Origin of the sequence: Nostoc sp. LEGE 06077 (assembly GCF_015207705.1) — a bacterium.
Lineage (GTDB): Bacteria > Cyanobacteriota > Cyanobacteriia > Cyanobacteriales > Nostocaceae > Nostoc_B.
In genome coordinates this window covers 48750-67654 of record NZ_JADEWI010000037.1, presented here as the reverse complement: position 1 = coordinate 67654, position 18905 = coordinate 48750, and the positions used below count along the sequence as shown (strand labels likewise).

At 39.9% G+C, this 18905-nt stretch carries 14 protein-coding genes and 3 pseudogenes; 6 read left to right on the top strand and 11 right to left on the bottom strand.

Features of this window, described 5'->3' with window-relative positions:
* Positions 1-130: 130 nt before the first annotated feature.
* Positions 131-622, top strand: a pseudogene (locus IQ244_RS21185) (Uma2 family endonuclease); the annotation flags it as partial.
* Between the two features lie 47 nt (positions 623-669).
* Here the strand turns inward: IQ244_RS21185 and IQ244_RS21180 are convergent.
* The 6 genes and pseudogenes from IQ244_RS21180 to IQ244_RS21155 form a co-directional block, all read right to left on the bottom strand.
* Positions 670-1005 carry a XisI protein gene (locus IQ244_RS21180; RefSeq protein WP_193897739.1) on the bottom strand — a complete coding sequence of 112 codons (336 nt, stop codon included), beginning with the start codon at positions 1003-1005 and terminating at the stop codon, positions 670-672.
* Positions 993-1409: pseudogene (locus tag IQ244_RS21175) on the bottom strand (XisH family protein). The gene IQ244_RS21180 and the pseudogene IQ244_RS21175 overlap by 13 nt, the downstream one beginning before the upstream one ends.
* 119 nt (positions 1410-1528) lie before the next feature.
* On the bottom strand, positions 1529-2512 hold the full coding sequence (locus IQ244_RS21170; protein WP_015111544.1) for an RNA polymerase sigma factor, RpoD/SigA family: 984 nt from the start codon (positions 2510-2512) through the stop codon (positions 1529-1531).
* Positions 2513-3203: 691 nt separating this feature from the next.
* A complete protein-coding gene (locus tag IQ244_RS21165; protein ID WP_193897737.1) occupies positions 3204-4943 on the bottom strand; it encodes a helicase HerA domain-containing protein in 1740 nt (579 codons plus the stop codon).
* Positions 4944-5095: 152 nt separating this feature from the next.
* Positions 5096-5887 carry a glutathione S-transferase family protein gene (locus tag IQ244_RS21160; protein ID WP_193897736.1) on the bottom strand — a complete coding sequence of 264 codons (792 nt, stop codon included), beginning with the start codon at positions 5885-5887 and terminating at the stop codon, positions 5096-5098.
* A gap of 203 nt (positions 5888-6090) precedes the next feature.
* A complete protein-coding gene (locus IQ244_RS21155; protein ID WP_193897734.1) occupies positions 6091-6282 on the bottom strand; it encodes a hypothetical protein in 192 nt (63 codons plus the stop codon).
* Between the two features lie 231 nt (positions 6283-6513).
* On the opposite strand from IQ244_RS21155, the gene IQ244_RS21150 reads away from it, so the two are divergent.
* Positions 6514-7338, top strand: coding sequence for a fasciclin domain-containing protein (locus tag IQ244_RS21150; RefSeq protein ID WP_193897732.1), 825 nt, complete (start codon positions 6514-6516; stop codon positions 7336-7338).
* 96 nt (positions 7339-7434) lie between these two features.
* Here the strand turns inward: IQ244_RS21150 and IQ244_RS21145 are convergent, their stop codons facing one another.
* From IQ244_RS21145 to IQ244_RS21130, 4 genes and pseudogenes are all read right to left on the bottom strand, one after another.
* Entirely contained in the window at positions 7435-10422 is a 2988-nt protein-coding gene (locus IQ244_RS21145) for a GAF domain-containing protein (protein ID WP_193897730.1), read from the bottom strand.
* A gap of 289 nt (positions 10423-10711) precedes the next feature.
* Entirely contained in the window at positions 10712-12484 is a 1773-nt protein-coding gene (locus IQ244_RS21140; protein ID WP_193897720.1) for a bifunctional serine/threonine-protein kinase/formylglycine-generating enzyme family protein, read from the bottom strand.
* A 472-nt stretch (positions 12485-12956) separates the two neighbouring features.
* Positions 12957-13745 (bottom strand): ADP-ribosylglycohydrolase family protein, encoded by a 789-nt coding sequence (locus IQ244_RS21135; protein ID WP_193897710.1) that lies wholly within the window; start codon positions 13743-13745, stop codon positions 12957-12959.
* Positions 13723-13941 (bottom strand): annotated as a pseudogene (locus IQ244_RS21130) (hypothetical protein); the annotation flags it as partial. The pseudogene IQ244_RS21130 and the gene IQ244_RS21135, both read right to left, overlap by 23 nt.
* Positions 13942-14517: 576 nt before the next feature.
* Here IQ244_RS21130 and IQ244_RS21125 point away from each other — a divergent pair.
* The 4 genes from IQ244_RS21125 to IQ244_RS21110 all read left to right on the top strand — a co-directional run bounded on the left by IQ244_RS21125 (position 14518) and on the right by IQ244_RS21110 (position 18402).
* Entirely contained in the window at positions 14518-15600 is a 1083-nt protein-coding gene (locus IQ244_RS21125; RefSeq protein ID WP_193897707.1) for a class I fructose-bisphosphate aldolase, read from the top strand.
* Between the two features lie 149 nt (positions 15601-15749).
* Entirely contained in the window at positions 15750-16076 is a 327-nt protein-coding gene (locus tag IQ244_RS21120) for a hypothetical protein (RefSeq protein WP_193897705.1), read from the top strand.
* 791 nt (positions 16077-16867) lie between these two features.
* Entirely contained in the window at positions 16868-17272 is a 405-nt protein-coding gene (locus IQ244_RS21115) for a hypothetical protein (protein WP_193897703.1), read from the top strand.
* A 167-nt stretch (positions 17273-17439) separates the two neighbouring features.
* Positions 17440-18402 carry an ROK family protein gene (locus IQ244_RS21110; protein ID WP_193897701.1) on the top strand — a complete coding sequence of 321 codons (963 nt, stop codon included), beginning with the start codon at positions 17440-17442 and terminating at the stop codon, positions 18400-18402.
* Here the strand turns inward: IQ244_RS21110 and IQ244_RS21105 are convergent.
* The gene (locus tag IQ244_RS21105; protein WP_193897699.1) at positions 18388-18681 is read right to left on the bottom strand and encodes a hypothetical protein; all 294 of its coding nucleotides are present in this window, start codon (positions 18679-18681) and stop codon (positions 18388-18390) included. The two genes, IQ244_RS21110 and IQ244_RS21105, sit on opposite strands and share 15 nt — an antisense overlap.
* Positions 18682-18905 lie beyond the last annotated feature (224 nt).

The window sequence follows — 18905 nt, the reverse complement described above, 5'->3', positions numbered from 1 at the left end:
TAGATGAATTGAGGCATTTTATCTGGAAGCGTTTAGAGAAATTCAACACATCAATCGTTGCTTCTATTACAGGTTGGGATTTTATTCTTGATGCTTTATTTGCATCAGATTTTTCGTGAATTGGTATTACATCATGGGTTGGTTGGCTATATACGTAGCAGCAACGCCAGGTGTAGGTTTTGCCGATAATACTACTGTTTTATTAGATGTGGATAATGAACCACAACCAGATGCCATATTGAGAATCGAACAAGGTGGACAGTCACGTATCACCGAAGATGATTATGTCGAAGGTGCGCCAGAATTAATTGTAGAGATTGCTGCTTCTAGTGCTTCTTATGATTTGCACGAAAAACTGAAAGTATATCGTCGTAATCAAGTACAAGAATATTTAGTTTGGCGAGTTTATGACAGACAATTCGATTGGTTTAGGTTAAATGCAGGCGAGTATATTCAACTTGAACCAAATCCAGATGATATAATTTGCTCTCAAGTTTTTCCGGGGTTGTGGTTAGCAAAGTCAGCATTATTATCAGGAGATTTAGCTAAAGTATTAGCAATTTTACAGCAAGGATTATCTACACCAGAACATCAGAGTTTTGTAGAGAAATTATCGAGTTAGCATCTAAACTAAAATTCCGAGGATTACGTGTAAACTTAAAACTCAATTTAACCAACACCAAACTCTGTATATTGCCTCACCAATGGTTCATGAAATGCTAGTACAATATCTTCTTTCGGAACTCCTAATCTAACTAATTCATTAGCCATCCCAATCTCAGTACCATCATGCTGTATCCAAATTTTGTCATTCTTGATATCGATATGTAAAACACAGCCGTGCTGCCGTCGTCTATTTTTCCACCCAACATACATCAATTGATAGTGGTTGCGAACGGTATCAAAAATTAATTGCTGTTCGATTTCATCTTGTACTGAACCTACATTGGCATATTCTGTTATGGCTTGTTGAACATATTTTTGATATTGTTCTAGCTTTTCCATTCTATAATTACCTCCTGAATCTGATCGTAAATTATTAATTGAAGTTGAGAACGTTGAATAACTGTTTTGATAAACTGTAACTGAAAAAAACCTTGATAAACTCCTAACGGCACAGCCAAATATAAAATTCTATCTGGTTATTGTTGTTCTAAAGCAATACGATAATTAAAGAATTGACCAATCGCCAAATGAAACTCATAAATATTTGATGCTCCGATAAAACTTTTAATTTCAACTGCTATTTTTTCACCGACTCTTTCAGCTGCTAAAACTTGTTCTGCCCCTAAGTCAATATACATTTCTACATCACCAACCTCAATTCTTAGAGGGTCATCTGTAATTAGCCATCCTTCTTTTTCTAACCCTTTCTTAACCGCATCATGAAAAATATCTTTAGCAGCCATTAACTTAAAAGATAGTAATTTTACCCAAATAATAATACAAATATTGTGGGCGATCGCACCCTATTTTGACACAAAAAATCGCCTCCTGAATTCAGGAGGCGCATCACCGTTATAGATAATTAACTAGCAACGTATTCTTTAACGTTGGCGCGACGGCGGCGCAGATGAGCTAAGGCTTGATGTTCGAGTTGACGAACACGTTCGCGGCTAAGATTCAATCTTTCACCAACTTTCGCCAAGGATAGTTCGTTACCATCCTCTAAGCCAAAGCGTAGGGCTACAACTTCCCGTTGTTGGGGTGTGAGTTCAGCCAGCAAGGTGTTGAGGTCTTGGCGCAAGAATTCTTGGGTGGTGTAATACTCTGGGGATGGCCCATCATCTTCCAACATTTCTTGCAGTTCGGTGTCTTGGTTATCACCGACGCGCACATCTAAAGAAACTGGTTGACGTGCCATATTCAGATATTCCCGAATTTGGGCTGGTTCTAATTCCAGTTCTTTGGCGATTTCGGCGGGTGTCGGAGAACGCCCCAAGGTTTGGGCTAGTTCACGCTGCACTTTTTTGATTTTATTCAGTTTTTCGGTAATGTGAATTGGTAAGCGAATAGTACGCCCTTGTTGAGCGATCGCACGAGTAATTGCTTGGCGAATCCACCAGTAAGCGTAGGTAGAGAATTTATATCCCCGCATCGGGTCAAATTTCTCTACTCCTCGCTCTAATCCGAGTGTTCCTTCTTGGATTAAATCGAGAAATTCCATGTTGCGTTTCTGGTATTTTTTGGCGATCGCTACAACTAAGCGCAAGTTCGCCTCAATCATTTTTTGCTTCGCTCGTTTACCTTGAGCTACCGTTTGTTTGACATCGGTTTCTGATTGTTTAACATGGTTCGCCCACTCTGGTAAACTCGGTTCGCGGTGCAATTTCTTTGCCAAAGCTTCTTTTGCTTCGACTAGTGTCATCATTTGTTGCACCTGCTTCCCAAAGACAATTTCTTGCTCACGGGTTAGCAGTGGTACACGACCAATTTCCCGCAGATAGGTTCGCACCATATCAGCCGTGAATTTGGTGTTCAGGTTCTCAGTTTGGGTGTTAACAGTAGGCATTGGTGCGTTGTCCTCTACTCCGTAAACACAATGAATCTTTAATAACTAACAACAATTAGGAAAAGCTATCTATAAAAACACCGAACTCAGGTTGTTCCTGGGGATTGCGTATTTAGAAATTTATTCCCCTACTCTTCGACTTGTGGCTCCTTCGTTCTGGCTTCAACAGTTCATGACGGCTATATAAGAATAATCAGTTCATATACATGAGATTCCAGAAGACGAGTCTCTCAGATAGGTTCCCCCTACCCTTACGTAATTTTTAGGTCTTTCAAAAGCACACTGGGTTGTTTTCAAGAATTCTTCTTTATCTTTCAGTTTGTATCGGCAACTGACAAATCCGAAGTCGGTATGAGTTTTACTTGCTTTTATCTTAGGACAAATCAGGTGGATAGTAAAGTAGCCTAGAGAAAGATAAAATTATACTCCAAAAGTGTATATTTGCAAACAGAAATTAAACTTCCTTAGAGTGCTTACTATATCTATAGTGACTGCAAAACCCTCTCTTATGTTGCCTATCGGTAGGGAGAAAACCGAACTCTCTGGGCATATTTTTGGAGGGATGGTACTAAAGTAGTGCTGAGTCTCCGAAGTTTGCTCAACGGAGGGAACCCCCGCACGCAACTTCTCGCTGAGTTATGAGTGCTGAGTGTTTATAATTCAAGTAATAATTACCCAGAAGTTAGTAGTTTCAAAATCCCAAGTCGGCTTTAGCTAGTTCCGCAGCGGCGAATACTTCTGCGTCCGGCTTTTCTTCCCAAGCTGGATCACCAATTTCGGCGTAGAAAGTAGCATCGTAAGGACGAGTACGGACAACTACTGGCATAGGAACAGCATGACCTAAAATCAACGCTTGTTGTTTGGAGTCTAACTTGGACAATACCGATCGCAATCCGCCTGCACCAGATACACCCGTGAAAATTGCATCGATATCTTTTTCGTCGTTGAGTAAGGCTGTGATCCGAGTACCAATCTGGGACATAACTTCATTATCTATCCCGGAAGGTCGTTGATCAACTACTAGCAACGTTACGAAATACTTCCGAAGTTCTCGTGCGATCGTGCCAAAGATCGTACTTTGGACAATGGCAGGGTCGAGAAAACGATGCGCCTCTTCAATGGTAATCATTAAGGGGGTGGGGCGATCGTTGGGGTTTTTGCTCTGCAAGAATTTATCAGCCTTGCGGACATAATGCTCATGGATACGCCTGGTGATCATATTTGTCACCAACATATAAGAGAGCATATTTGACTGGGAACCAAATTCTACCACTACATTCTTACCAGCTTCTAGAGATTGTAAGATTTTATTAATGTAGTTGTGGGGGCAAACAGCCCGCATATACTTCAAACCGTCTAGGCGCAAGAGTTTGCGCTGTAAGGCCATAATCGAGCCTTTATGTCCCCGCTTTTCTTCACAGAACATTTCGATTTCTTCATTCGTCATGTTCAATAGTTGGACAATCCAAGCTTTGTTGAATTCGCTGTAGAGAATGTTGGCGTTATCCAGCGCTGCTTCCGACAGTCCTAAATCACGGCTACATAATTTAATATCTTCAACTTCTATTTGTTCGTAACTCAGATATAGTTCTTGAGAATCGCGCACACCCCGGCGCTTGGTTGATTCAGGATCAAGGGTATAAACTTCGACTTTTCCCGGAAATAACTGCTTTAAACCTTTAACAGTATTGACATTTTTTCCTTCAGCTACGGCTTCCCAACCGTATTCTGAGTGCATATCAAAAATCAGGCTCACCGCTGCATTTTTGCGGATGACACCAGCCAAAAGTAAGCGGGTGAGAAAGGATTTACCTGTACCAGATTTGCCAAAAACGCCGTTGCTACGTTCCACAAATCGATTTAAATCAATGCACACTGGGACATCCATATCTAATGGTTTACCAATGGCAAAATTCTTTCTGTGGATATCATCTTCCCAACCAAAGACGCGGCGAAAGTCTTCTTCACTCGCGTCGAATACTTGGCTAAAGTGACTGGGAATAGTTTTGACTGGTAATAATTCCATCGTGGTACTAGTTTGGGGCTGCAATGATGCCAAACTCGTATTTGATGGGACAAATGGATTTACAGATTTACCGTTGGTGGGAGAAAAAGATTCATTAGATTCGGGGGTAAACATCAACATCGGCGCTAAGGCGATGGTTCCGTAAGTACCACTTCCGGCTAAAACATCTCGTAAAAAAGTGTCTTCCCAACTCGGCGGATTAGCAATAATCCGGGCGTTTGCAGTTCCGAGGGATACATCTGTCAGCATACAGAAAAACCGCGATCGCACCCCTTGGACAACCAAAAACTTGCCCACCCGCATATCTTCGACAGAAATATCCGGGTGTAGTCTTACTTCTAATCCGTCAGTTAGTGAGCCTTGGATTACCGAACCTAATGGGTTTACCAATTTGTCAATAGTCATTGGTTAATGGTCAAGAGTCAAAAGTCAATGGACAATGGTCATTTGTCATTTATTCTTCGCCTCGCCACCGCATCTTTTATGTCTTTTACTCAGCACGGGCTAAACGCCCCGCTACGCTCTAAGCGAAGCCATGCCCGCAGGGCTTTACAGCACTAATCAATTTGAATCGAAGTTGGTGCTGTACCAGATGGTGATGCGCTGATTAATGGTTTGCGAAATTGAGCATAGAGGCGATCGCGCCATTCAAAAAATAATTGATAATCGGGATTATGTGCTATGCTTGGCACGCCTTTTCCTCTTAAACTGGCTGGTAAATCTAGATAAGCACCTTCGGGGAACTTCAATAATATAGATAAACTAGCAACGGCTAAGTCAGCTAAGGTTGGTTCATCGCCTGTGAGATAGGGGCTATCGGTCAACAATAAAGTTACAGCTTCTAGGTCTTGCTTTAAATCGGCGATCGCTGATTTAATCACATCTGGGCTATATCCTACACCCAAACCCAAGATTGTCAAAATATCGCTGGGGACTCCTTCGACTAAACTACGGAAGATATCTGGTGTGGATGTGGGTAATAAGGATTTGCGAAAGTTTTGATCTTGACTAATAGCGGCAAAAAGAGCTTTTCTGCCTTTAATCCCGATTGATTCATCTGCCCATTCTTCAATTAATAAGGTTAAAGCTTTTTGCTTAGGATTTTGCGGTATTAGTGGGCGCTCAGGATATTTTAAGTCTAAATACTTAGCTATTTCTGTAGAATCTACAATGTATTTATTTCCATCTTTTAATACTGGCACTTGTTTTTGACCAGTGAGACGAAATAGTTCTATCTGTCCTATACCGGGAGTGACTTCAATTTTGCGGTACTCTAAACCTTTGTAATCTAGAATTAGGCGGACTTTTTCTGAGTATTGAGATAATTCCCACTGGTATAATTCCAACATATTATATCCCTGGTTACTGAGTTAGAAAATAACTCTCTAATTTTATCTTTACTTCCCGAAAATTTGCCAAGTTAAAATAAAATCTCTTAGACAAATATTGCTCTAACTAGTGATTTTGCTTGAATTTGATATTGAACAAATTTCTAATTCCTCAGAGAAATTTTTGGCAAATCTAGACTAAGCAATCAATCAGAATGCAGTAGTCAGAAGTCAGAATCCAAAATGACTGGTAAATAAAAATCATCAGAAAAAATAATTGGTATTTCCCGTAAGGGATAATTATGTGTTATTAAAGATGTGCTTTCACCAGATATCACCTGAACAATTGGCTGACTATTACGGTTAAGAATAATTTTGCTGTGAGTTTTTGTCACGGCATCAATTAGCATTACCATATTTAGATCTACTTCTGGAAATTAAAGTTGTTTGATGTTAAATTTATCCAGATAATTTTTATACTTTTATTCTCAGCAATTCTGCTATTAATATATTAATTGAATAATTATTTAACAGTACAAAAAACGGAAATTTATATTAAACATCTTACCTTTCAGATTAGATTTTTTGTGTAGCAAAGTGATATAAGTCTTTATGTAAACTGTATTAAATCAAAACAAACAAAATTTATGAAGGGGAATTACAGCAAGTTATTGACTAATTTAGCAAGTATGGCGGGAATAGCAGGGGTAAGTCTCCTTGTTACTTTACCATCACAAGCCAAAGAAGTTCTTAATCCAAGTCCGAGCATTTTTAGCGAAGCTCCCTACAACCGGAGTCAACGGATTCAGTCCAATGTTAGTTATACACCTGTTGAGCCGGCGATCGCCACAGATAAAAACAACGCTCGTAATCCAAATGTCGTAGCTCAAAAAAACCCAAACAGAGGGCTAAATCCTCGCCCTAGCATTTTTGATGAGCCTCCCTATAACCGTGGTAGTCAGCCTGCGCCTAGCGAAACTGCACCCACTCCCATAACTCCACCACCAACACCAGAGAAACCACCAGCTAAACCGCCAACTAGCGGGACAAGCAATCAAAACAAGACTGTTGTAGCATTAGCTGAAGCCAGCAGTTCGTTTAAAACTCTCACCGCAGCTTTAAAAGCCGCCGGATTAATTGAAACCTTACAAGGTGCAGGGCCTTTTACAATTTTTGCACCAACTGATGCCGCCTTTGCCAAACTTCCTCCAGATGCTTTAAACGACTTGTTAAAGCCAGAAAATAAGGAAGTTCTGGTGAAGATATTGACTTACCATGTTGTACCGGGCAAAGTATTGTCCTCTGATTTGAAATCTGGTCAAGTAACCAGTTTGCAAGGAGATCCCATTTCTGTGAAAGTTGATGCTTCTGGGGTAGTAGTGAATGATGGTAAAGTCACTCAGGCAGATATTCAAGGCAGCAACGGTGTGATTCATGCGATCGACAACGTGATTTTGCCACCTAGCTTGTAGTTATCTGATGAAAGGGGTGTAAGGGTGTAAAAGAAATACATCTGATATGTATCCGTAGTCACTTAAGTTAAGACAGGGTTTATACTCAGCACTTAACTATATATTGGTTTCCGTCCAATCTTGGGCGATCGCAGTTAACTTAGTTAAATTTTTAGCTAAGTTAACTGTATTTGCAGTTGTCTGTTGGGCGGTACTGGCCACGTCGAGAATAGATTGGCTGGCTGTAGTCGAAATTTCGACTTGGTTGGTTGCAGCTTGCATCAGTTCTCCTAGTAGCACATTTACATGGTGACTCATAGCCGTAATGCGGTCTAGGGCTTGCTGAGTGGCTTCGACTTCTTGCGTAGTTGCGATCGCTTGTTGCTCACCACCTTGCATTAACACCATTATTTCAGTCTGAGCTAGGTAAAGTTCCCCAACTAAAGATTTGACTTTTGTCATATCATCATCCAACTGCTGCGCCAAAGAAAGTACTTCCTCCGCAGTAGTGACAAATTCTTGCCCCGCTTCTCCAGTCCGTACAGCCTCAAACACAACCTTCATGGCTTGGCGCTTCATTTGTGATGCGACCTGAGCAATCAAGCTAACTTTTGATAAAAGTGTTTGAGATGGCTGCTCAAAATGTTTCAGTTTTGTCGCAGCTTCTACAACTGTATTACTCACAGCCGAAATCCCATCTAAAATTCCATTCATCCCCTCCTGTCCAGATTCTACTTGTGCGGAGATTTGTTGGGCTTGGTTTTCTAGTTCTGGTACACGCCGAAAAATTGCTTGATTTGCATTCGCTAATGCTTGAATTTGATTATAGGTATCTGAGACAGAATCCATTTGGCTAGTTGCCTGACTTGAAAGAACTTCCAGCATTGTTTGATGATCTTTCAGTAACTTAGATACTTGAGATTGCAAAGCTGCTTTACGCAGATTTTGCTGTTCTAAGGCAGATTCCACAGATTGATATGCTTGCTCTACTTGGTTTAATAGCCGTGCATGGTCAAGAGCAAATCCCACCTGCATGGCTAACTGAGCAAATAAATCAATTTCCGGTTGTTGCCAATCCCGTGGTGCAGTACACTGATGGGCAATTAATAAGCCGAACAACTGATCATCTTTGAGTATCGGTGCGACTAAATTGGCTTTGACGGCGAAAGGTTCAAGTTGGCTGATGTGACAAGCGCTCAAACCTGCTTTGTAAATATCATTGGTTGCTTGGACTCGACCTGCTCTGTATTTATCTACATAACCTTCGGCAAAACAAGGGTCTTTGATTTTCGCCCGCAATGCTTTCGCAAAGCCGGGAACTACCGCTTCGGCAATCACAGTACCGTACCAATCAGCATCAAAACCATAAACCATGACTCTATCTGTACTGATGGCTTTGCGAATTTCTTCTACGGTAGTTTTCAAGACATCTTCTTCATTCAGCGATTCCCGAATTTTGCGGGTAATGTCTACAAGTTGCTGGGTGCGTACTCCTTCAGCATCAATGCGCTGGAGTAATCTGGCATGGTCGAGGGCAAATCCTACCTGCATAGCTAACTGAGCCACTAAATCAATTTCTATTTGCTGCCAATCTCTTGGTGCAGTACATTGATGGGCAATTAATAAGCCGAATAACTGATCATCTTTGAGTATCGGTGCGACTAAATTGGCTTTGACGGCGAAAGGTTCAAGTTGGCTGATGTGACAAGCGCTCAGACCTGCTTTGTAAATATCATTGGTTGCTTGGACTCGACCTGCTCTGTATTGGTCTACATAACCTTCCGCAAAGCAAGGATCTTTAATTCTCGCCCGTAATGCTTTCGCAAAGCCGGGAACTACCGCTTCGGCAATCACAGTACCGTACCAATCAGCATCAAAACCATAAACCATGACTCTATCTGTACTGATGGCTTTGCGAATTTCTTCTACGGTAGTTTTCAAGACATCTTCTTCATTCAGCGATTCCCGAATTCTGCGAGTAATATTTATGACTAAATGAGCTTGATCGGCTCTTTTGTCTATTTGTTCTACAAGTCTGGTATGGTCAAGGGCAAATCCCAACTGGGTGCCAACTTGAGCAAATAAATCGATTTCTGCTTGTTGCCAAAAACGGGGTGCAGAACATTGATGACCGATTAACAAGCCAAATAGCTGATTATTTTTGAGGATAGGTGCAACCAAATTAGCTTTAATACTAAATCTTTCTAATAAACCGATGTGGCAATCTGTCAGGTTAGCTTGATAAATATCATTGATGGCTCGAACGCGTCCTTGGCGGTACTGTTCGATGTATCTTTCTTGAAAACAGGGGTCGGAAACAGTCGCCCATAATATTTTTGGTAAACCTGGTGCTGCTGATTCTTCTAAAAACGAGCCGTTCCAATGAGAGTCAAATTGAAAAATCACTACACGGTCGATTCGCAACGCTTTACGAACTTCTTCAACTGTGGTTCTGAGCAGATCTTCTTCCGAAAGTGCTTCCTGCATTCGGCGAGTCAGGTTAATTAACAATTGAGAACGTTCAGTATCAGTTTCTTGTTTGGAGAGTAAGGCTGGTAAATGAAGTTGTAGCTGGTTAATGTTGGCGTTGAGAGCAACTAATTCATCTGTTTCCTCAAGATCAGTTTGAGTTTCTATTTCTTCTCGACGACTTAATCTATTGACTAAAACGGTAGAAATCTCCGCCGCAGACACAACTGGTCTTGTCAGATATTGGGAGATGATTGATGCGATCGCACCTGATAATACAGCAATAATTCCCGTCCCCCATAATAAAGATGTTTGATATTGTTTGAGGGTAATTTCCGCCTTTTGCCAATCTGCGGCGCTGGTTGACTTGGCTTGGTTAATTTGCTGAGTTATCGACTGGCTGCCAAAGTAACTAGCTGCCCCGATACCGAATACTGGTAGGATGGTCAGAGCGATCGCCCAACCCGTGACTTTAGATTTTAAACTCCAAGGCAAAAGCGACTGGGGACGGCGAGAAGAATTGTTGTAATTTGTACTGTAGCGATCAGCCTGATTGTGATAATTACTGGCTGTGGGGTTTTCAACTTCAGTAGTAGCAATATTATGATTGATTTTCTTGGTAGAAGGCTGAGTCATGGATAAAATTTTTCCTAGTATTGATGGGATCTGCCATATAAATTGGTGATGAAGTGGCAGGTATAGGAACCAACCCTGATTGAGAAAACAAGCTTACTGGGAATTCAGATGATACTGTTTTTGTCAATGAATAATTTTGCTAAATTTTTAAATATGGGAGTCAAATTTATCAGTTCAGTTAAACAACTTGCCTAATACTAAATTAAAAATTCTGTTTAAAATTGTACTTTTTTTACCTCTGAGTGATGGCTATCGTCAAATTAATAGGCTTAATGACTCAAAAAATTACCTAAAAACCCGATAAAGAAATGGCAATGCGAAAACCTAAAAGATTGCCACGACCATCTTGAGGATTCCAGCTACGATAAGCAGAGCGACATAACCGAGAAGAGCTTTTCCAAGAGCCGCCGCGAATCACGCGAGATTTACTATCATCATCAGATAGCCACACACTACCATCCACCGGTGCGCCTTGATAATTTTCGTGCCAGTGATCTCCGCACCATTCCCAAACATTACCGTGCATATCGTATAACCCAAAACCATTGGCGGGAAAACTACCAACTATGGTTGTTTGCCGATAATTTCCTGGTTCAGCGCCATACAGAGAACTGTTGTTATAGTTAGCCAAGCTAGGTATAAGTGTTTCACCAAAATAAAAAGGTGTAGTGGTTTTGGCGCGACAAGCATATTCCCACTCAGCTTCGCTTGGTAGGCGATATTTTCGCCCCGTTTTTTGACAAAGCCTAGCACAGAATTCTACTGCATCTTCCCAAGAAACTTGCTCAATTGGGCGATTTGCGCCTTTAACACTAGCTGGTGCAGGATCGAGGTGGCGGTTTATCAAGGGAAGTGTAGCCACTGCTTGCCATTGAGCTTGGGTAATAGGAAATTTACTGATAAAGAAGGGTGGAATTTTCACAAGATGCTGGGGACTCTCGGTATCAAATCGTTCTGGTTCATCATCTGGAGAACCCATGAGAAATTGTCCCCCAGGAATAGACACCATTGCCAAGGTAATTTCATGATTTAAATTTTCGATGTAGCATTGAGCCGAAGCAGAATGACGGTTAACTTCATAAGTCGGTTTGGCAACCAAGCCCCTTTTTTCCGAAATATGCGCTATTTCAAACTCAAATTGTTCTAGGGGTAAGAAGACTGTTTCTAATTCTGGTTCCAGACTTAATTGTGATTCTACTGGTGGGTTGGGGTTGCTTGATGCAGATAATACAGCCGGGAAGGGTAATTTTTGAATGGCGGTGAATGCTTGCAATGCTTCAGTTGCGGATGGATAGCGCGAAGTGTAGCGATCGCATATCATGGTTTCGAGAATATCTGCTAGGGAATCACTAACTTTTACATAGTCCCGCCAAAGAGTTTTTCCTGTATCGGCATCTTCTTGCAGCAGATGGGGAGAAATACCTGTCAAGGCTTCAATGGCCATCATCCCTAAAGCATAGATGTCGCTACATAATCGCGGTTTACCTTTAGCCTGTTCTGTGGGGATATAACCAGGAGTTCCAACCACCACGCTCGTGCGAATCATTTTATATATATCAATGGATATACTTCCTAGTTCCCTGACAGAGCCAAAATCAATCAAAACAATCTTACCGTCGTGTTTGCGGCGCATAACATTTTCTGGTTTGATATCCCGATGAATGACGTTATTTTGATGCACAAATACCAAAACTTCTAAAATGTCATGCAACAACTTCGTGACATCAACTTCTCTCATTTGCCTTTTCGGCACAATTTCTTTTCGTAGGGTATGTCCTTCCACATATTCTTGGATAATAAATAAATCATTATCAATAGCAAAATGAGCCAGCAAGCGGGGAATTTGGGGATGTTCCCCCAACTTTTCCAAAATTACTGCTTCTTGCTCAAACAATTCCATAACTCTAGGATGGGTGTGCTTTGGCTTCAGTCGCTTGACTACACATACAGGTTTGCTAGGGCGTTTATGATCCTTTGCTAAATAGGTTTCACCAAAGTTTCCTTCACCTAGTTTTTTGATAATTTTGTAGCGTTTATCTAGTAGTTCGCCGATGAAGTCCATACTTATTTGTCAAGCCCAGAGGGGAGTGAGGCATAACTAAACTCAAAAATTAGCTGATTTATAGAATATTGAGATATGTCTAATAAAATAAAATTGTTATGTTGTCAATTTCTATCTAATTGCATATTCCTGTGGTTAAAATCTTAGTTAACTTTTAACGCCCTGATTCTATCATTCTCTAAGCGAATAAGAGCATAACTTATTTATATAAATACTAGAACTATTTAACTGAACCACTGACACTCATAAATAACTAGTTTTGCAGATGATATAATTATAGTCAGAAATAGGGAACAGTCTGAAAAGTGCCTTGATGTATGTATTTGATGATTAGGTTATGTTTTTATTTGACTGGCAACTCGAAATAAATCGACACAAATTAACCTAGACATTTAAACAGAAAATATTTTTTTTAGCTCAAGGAATGTGGACTAGAAATTGAATCAGTCTCAGCAATTTGGATGCAGAAATTTTATGCACAGTACTCCAACATAAACTTTTCTGTAATTGTGTATAGATGTTCATTTAAATGAGATAGTGTTTGTTCGGCGATCGCTTTTGGTACGCCACGATAATATGCTTGGGCAATACCGCCGGTAATACAAGCAATGGTGTCACTGTCACCACCTACAGAAATAGCATTACGAATCGCATCTTCGTAATCGGTAGATTCTAAAAAAGCGATAATTGCTGGAGGGACGGAACCTTGACAAGAAACATCGAACTTGTAAGTCGGTCTAATTTGGTCAAGGGTGATTTCTAAATCGTAGCCACAAGTATTTTGAATATAAGATTTAATCGCAGGTTTATCATAGCCTGTACGACCCAGAAATATTGCTGCTGCTGTGGCTTGAGCGCCTTTGATACCTTCAGGATGATTATGGGTAACGGCGGCACAGTGTTGAGCGGCTTGGAGTACACTATCTAAGTCATTCAAAGCAAATCCTATGGCACTAACTCGCATAGCTGAACCATTACCCCAGCTATTGTATGGCTCATTGTCGTTAGAGTTTGCCCAAGTTCTAAAAGTACTACCATAACCAGCGTAGGGATAGCGGCGGAAATAAGACTTAAATTGGTCAATGTATTGACTGCTGTCTAGTAAGTCAGCACCATCTAGAATCATCTCTGCCACTGCCACTGTTAGCACAGTATCATCGGTGAAACGACATTGCCTGTCGAATAAGGGAAAATCTTTGGTTTTAATATTGTTGACCTCATATACCGAACCAATAATGTCACCTGCGATCGCTCCTAGCATACTGATCTTCTGGAATATTCTTTAATTTATGTTTTTCCAGCCTTACGACAGCATTGTAATCTGCTACTCCTTTTTGCGATCGCTTACTTTTATCAAGCAATACATTACCCTGTGGCCAATGGACTGGGAAATTTCCTCTCTGGATAGGTGCAATATAAATCTTTCCGGGGAACTTACCCAACTCATTTTGCAACAACCGCCCCCGGACATTGCAGAGATGGATACCATCTACCATCCCATCTTTCATTCTATTTGTGCCTACAGCGCCGCCATCATCCACACCCCAATTGAGGATATTCCCGACATAAGGTTTTGACTTAATTTTCAGCATTGCCCACCTGACTTTCAGAATAATCAAGTAGCTGGTGCAAGATGTAATGTATGGTAGGAAACTTAAACCCAGAAATGACTATTCACTGGTAATTAAATTATAACTTTTGATAGATGTTAATTAATTTACTCACTGGTAGACCTAATATTTAGAACTATAAGTGTTTGTCTCTTTTGATATATAGCTAATCAGCAAAAGTAAATATAAAATTTAATTATCGGCTAGAATCCTACTTAACTTACTATTACCCACGGATAAGCACTAGATATATTATCAGTGTTTATCTGCCTTTTTATAGATAATTTTCTTCTAATAAAAATAAACAATATTTGAGACCTGTCAAAAATAAGATTTTGCTGAGATAGTCAATTGTCAGAGCGATAAAATGTCAGAATGCTATCGTAAAAGCAAACTTATTTTCTCAAATTTGAGGAAAGTGCTATGACTACTACATTGACAGAGGCTAATTCTATCGAGTCAGTGTTGGGTAAAGAAGCAGAAGACCTGCTGAATTACAAAGCTAAAGTTACTCAAGATTTATTGCATTTACCAGGGCCAGACTTTATAGATCGAGTCTGGCTTAATAGCGATCGCAATCCTCAAGTTTTGCGTAATCTGCAACAACTTTATTCTACTGGTCGTTTGGCAAACACAGGCTATCTCTCAATTTTGCCTGTTGACCAAGGTATCGAACACTCGGCTGGTGCATCTTTTGCACCAAATCCCATATATTTTGACCCAGAAAATATTGTTAAATTAGCAATAGCTGGTGGTTGTAATGCTGTTGCAACAACTTTGGGAGTATTGGGTATTGTCTCACGCAAATATGCTCACAAAATTCCGTTTATTGCCAAAATCAACCATAACGAACTCTTAACCTTTCCCAATCAATTTGATCAAATATTATTTGCTAGTGTTGAGCAAGCTTGGAATTTAGGTGCAGTAGCAGTAGGCGCAACAATTTACTTTGGTTCTGAACAATCAACCAGACAAATTCAAGAAATTAGCCATGCTTTTGCACGCGCCCATGAATTAGGGATGGTGACAATTCTGTGGTGTTACTTGCGGAATAATGCTTTTAAACAAGATAAAGATTATCATCTTGCTGCTGACTTAACTGGACAAGCAAATCATTTAGGCGTAACCATTGAAGCCGACATTATTAAACAAAAATTACCTGAATTTAACAATGGTTATGGTGCAGTTGTGAAAGCCACTGGTCAAAGTTACGGCAAAACAGATGAGCGAGTTTATACAGAATTAACCACTGATCATCCTATAGATTTAGCTCGTTATCAAGTGCTAAATTGCTACGCTGGTAGAGCCGGATTAATTAATTCTGGTGGCGCATCTGGTAAAAATGATTTTGCTGAAGCAGTACGCACTGCTGTCATTAATAAACGGGCGGGTGGTACAGGATTAATTTCTGGACGTAAAGCTTTCCAACGCCCGTTTGCAGAAGGAGTGAAACTATTTCACACCATTCAAGATGTTTATTTATCACCAGATGTAACTATCGCTTAAAGTTACACAATTAGATCATAAATTAAGGAAGGTGATCAATATTCACCTTCCTTTTTATATATGCACAATTAACCTAGAGGAAGACGTTAGCTTAATAAGTATTTTTTACCATTTAGGAATTTGTTTCAGACATAGGAGAAAATTTTCCCATGTTAAACATTCAAAGCGTCCTTGTTCAATTAATTCGCAAAATAGCTGTGTTTATTTTAGCTGGGTTAGTTGTCCTGATGAGCTTACCTAGTAATTCTGTGCTGGCTGAGGGTTATTATTCTGCTCAAAATCATAGTGTAGAAAGAGTCCCACCTTATTACACTGCTAAAGACCGGAGAATAGCCATTACTGAGTCTAGTAAACCTTATTACGCTACTAAAGAACGTCCACAGAAACAAGCTACAAGAAATTACGAAGATTCTCTCAAAACTGGTAAGCGGGAACATGAAGTGCGGCTGAGAAATTTAGAACCTAAAAATCGGTAAATAAAGAAAATAGAGGCGTGAGTATTCACGTCTCTAGTAGAGAATTAGTTAAATTACCTAAAAACTTAAGATAGCTAAGTAAAAAGCACCAATAAATATAGCAGTCCGATTTAATTTTTGAAAAAATCTAAGTAGGGGAACATGAAGTACGATCGCCTATCACGTTCGTTCAAAAATAAAATATAATTACTATAGAATAAAATTATACTTCAAATTAGATTATTAATTAAGTGTAACAAAAATACCTGAATTGAATAATTCACCATATCTGTAGATGGATTTTGCCTAAAAATATTGGCAATATCATAAAGATAATTTGATAAATCCTTAACGCTTTCTCAATGGAAAAGAAATAGATGCAGGAACTTCTACAGTAACTAGTTAAGCTCCAAATTTGCAGTTAAGAAGTAATTTTATGCAAACCACTTCTTAACTATGTAATTTCCAGATATTACAACATAAGTAGTAACAAAAACATGGTCAGTACTTTGGCATTGTCAACAACATAAAAATTGAAATTTTCCTAACTTTTTGCTCTAATAAGGTTAAGATCAGTTCAACTATTACGTCAATTACTGCTTGTGATAGTGTTTCAGTTTATGGATGAGATAAATATAGGTGTCAGGGCGTTCGCCATGAAAAAGAGAAACGCTATACCGACGAATTTAATCTCTTAAAAGCTAGAAACACAAAGTATTTTGAGAGCTAATGCTGCTCGCTGCATTTACCTAGTCGTAGCTCAGAAATTTCCTAAGTAGACAAGAAAGACTTTTGGCAAAGTGATATCTTCTATGAATAAATATTGTCGTGATCAAGCTAGAGACGAACTTTGGTTAATGATGGGGGCTGGAGCAACAGCAGGAATTGCTAGTGGAGTTTCTATTATTGGTGCATTCACCTTTCAAGCTAGTTTAGCGGGTGTACAGGCGGCTGTGGTAACTCGAATTGCTCAAGTTTATGATGTTAATTTAATTCCTGCTAGTGGTGCTGGAGCAACAGCAGCTGCAATCATCGCAATGGGTGGAGGACAATTCCTCTTTGAGATGGGTGGTATGATAGCAGGATTGATTCCAGGTATTGGACAAGTTGTTCAACCTGCGATTGGGGCTACTGCGGTTAAGGTATTAGGTGAAGTTGCTATTACTTATTTTGAGAATATGTATCCTAACAAAATCTATAGCCAAAAAACCTTGTAAGCCCTCTGTTTTATCGAAACAGAATACATACGTTAGTTGCACAGAATTAAATTCTGAATTCTGACTCCTGAATTCTGTTTTGATAAATTATTTGCACGATAGTTGTTAACTTAAAGATGAATGACTAGTAAGCTAAATAAGCGATCGCATTTAGCTTCTTAAGACCAATGACACTTATCCTAGCCTTAGATTTTGGTGGTACTAAGTTAGCCGCCGCAGTGACTCAACTTGGTACGCGTGAATGGTTGCGTTATGAACGTCGTCTCTCGCCCATAGACGGTAATGCTACCACTGATTTAGCAATTATGCGATCGCTCATTCATAGTTTGCTGCAAGATACAACTCCCGATGTAATTGGGGTAAGCTTTGGTGGCCCTGTGGACTTTACTACCGGAACTGTGCGACTCTCTCATCACGTTCCTGGCTGGGAAAATCTACCTCTCAAGGACTTGCTAGAAAAAGAATTTGCTATATCTGCCATTGTAGATAACGATGCTAATATTGCGGCTTTGGGCGAACATCGTTTTGGCGCTGGTCAAGGATACGATAGCTTGTTTTACATCACCATCAGCACTGGTGTAGGCGGTGGTTGGATACTCAATAGTAAACCTTGGCGTGGGAACGCAGGTATGGCTGGTGAAATTGGACACATAGTTGTTAACCCTGCGGGGCCATTGTGTTTATGTGGTAAGCAAGGATGTGTAGAACGGTTAGCATCAGGCCCTTATATGGCTCAAGATGCTAAAGAATATTTATTAAAAGAAGCAAATCAATTACAAGGTAAACAATTACGCACCTTGGTCAATCACAATTTAGATTTGATCACTGGACAAATCATCAGCGAAGCAGCTACTCAAGGTGATGAGTTAGCAATCAATATTTTGCAAAGTGGTGCTAGAGCTTTAGGTGTGGGTATTGGTAATGTGGCGAATTTGATTAACCCACAACGATTTATTTTAGGTGGTAGTGTGACGAAAGCCGGAGAAATTTGGTGGAATACTGTACAAAAAACCGCTCGTGAAACAGCGTTACCAGAAATAGATTTTGAAATTGTTCCTGCTGCGTTGGGTGATGATGCACCACTGTGGGGCGCTGTGGCTTTGGCGGAATCAGTATTAATCTCTAAATAATTTTCTCACAATTCTCAAAGGATTTCCTAATAAAGAGAAAATATGACAAAAGCCAGGAAAAAATACTGGCTCAATTTCCACATCCGACATAATTCTTTCCAGTTCTCCATCACTCAGCGGTTCTTCCCATAATCCATGTTCTACAAGATTATTAGCATGAAAAATTATGCGATCGCGCAAAAAATTTAACTGCTCATCTCGTGGTGCTGCGGGAACTCGAATCGTCAAGGGAAAGTTGCCAAAAAAAACTACTACCTTGCCTACGTGATGTTTCTGCATATTATTTATTTTTTTTAACTATTTTATGATGTATTTTGCATAGTCACTATTTTCTTATAACTTTGTTGCATTGTCTTAGCCTCATCATAAATACTGATCAAGCTCTGAAGATAGTCATTTTAATTAATTGGTAAAAATTGCCACATTCTGATCCCTGAATTAGGGAAAAATCCAGGTTATCCAGAATTTATCGTTAATTCCTGCTGCTAACGGCTGAATTTAAT

Coding starts and splice junctions, on each gene's coding strand:
- IQ244_RS21135 (WP_193897710.1), bottom strand. CDS start 13,745: ATGCTAGGAGCGATCGCAGGTGACATTATTGGTTCGGTATATGAGGTC.
- IQ244_RS21170 (WP_015111544.1), bottom strand. CDS start 2,512: ATGCCTACTGTTAACACCCAAACTGAGAACCTGAACACCAAATTCACG.
- IQ244_RS21150 (WP_193897732.1), top strand. CDS start 6,514: ATGAAGGGGAATTACAGCAAGTTATTGACTAATTTAGCAAGTATGGCG.
- IQ244_RS21105 (WP_193897699.1), bottom strand. CDS start 18,681: ATGCAGAAACATCACGTAGGCAAGGTAGTAGTTTTTTTTGGCAACTTT.
- IQ244_RS21125 (WP_193897707.1), top strand. CDS start 14,518: ATGACTACTACATTGACAGAGGCTAATTCTATCGAGTCAGTGTTGGGT.
- IQ244_RS21140 (WP_193897720.1), bottom strand. CDS start 12,484: ATGGACTTCATCGGCGAACTACTAGATAAACGCTACAAAATTATCAAA.
- IQ244_RS21115 (WP_193897703.1), top strand. CDS start 16,868: ATGAATAAATATTGTCGTGATCAAGCTAGAGACGAACTTTGGTTAATG.
- IQ244_RS21165 (WP_193897737.1), bottom strand. CDS start 4,943: ATGACTATTGACAAATTGGTAAACCCATTAGGTTCGGTAATCCAAGGC.
- IQ244_RS21155 (WP_193897734.1), bottom strand. CDS start 6,282: ATGGTAATGCTAATTGATGCCGTGACAAAAACTCACAGCAAAATTATT.
- IQ244_RS21110 (WP_193897701.1), top strand. CDS start 17,440: ATGACACTTATCCTAGCCTTAGATTTTGGTGGTACTAAGTTAGCCGCC.
- IQ244_RS21120 (WP_193897705.1), top strand. CDS start 15,750: ATGTTAAACATTCAAAGCGTCCTTGTTCAATTAATTCGCAAAATAGCT.
- IQ244_RS21145 (WP_193897730.1), bottom strand. CDS start 10,422: ATGACTCAGCCTTCTACCAAGAAAATCAATCATAATATTGCTACTACT.
- IQ244_RS21180 (WP_193897739.1), bottom strand. CDS start 1,005: ATGGAAAAGCTAGAACAATATCAAAAATATGTTCAACAAGCCATAACA.
- IQ244_RS21160 (WP_193897736.1), bottom strand. CDS start 5,887: ATGTTGGAATTATACCAGTGGGAATTATCTCAATACTCAGAAAAAGTC.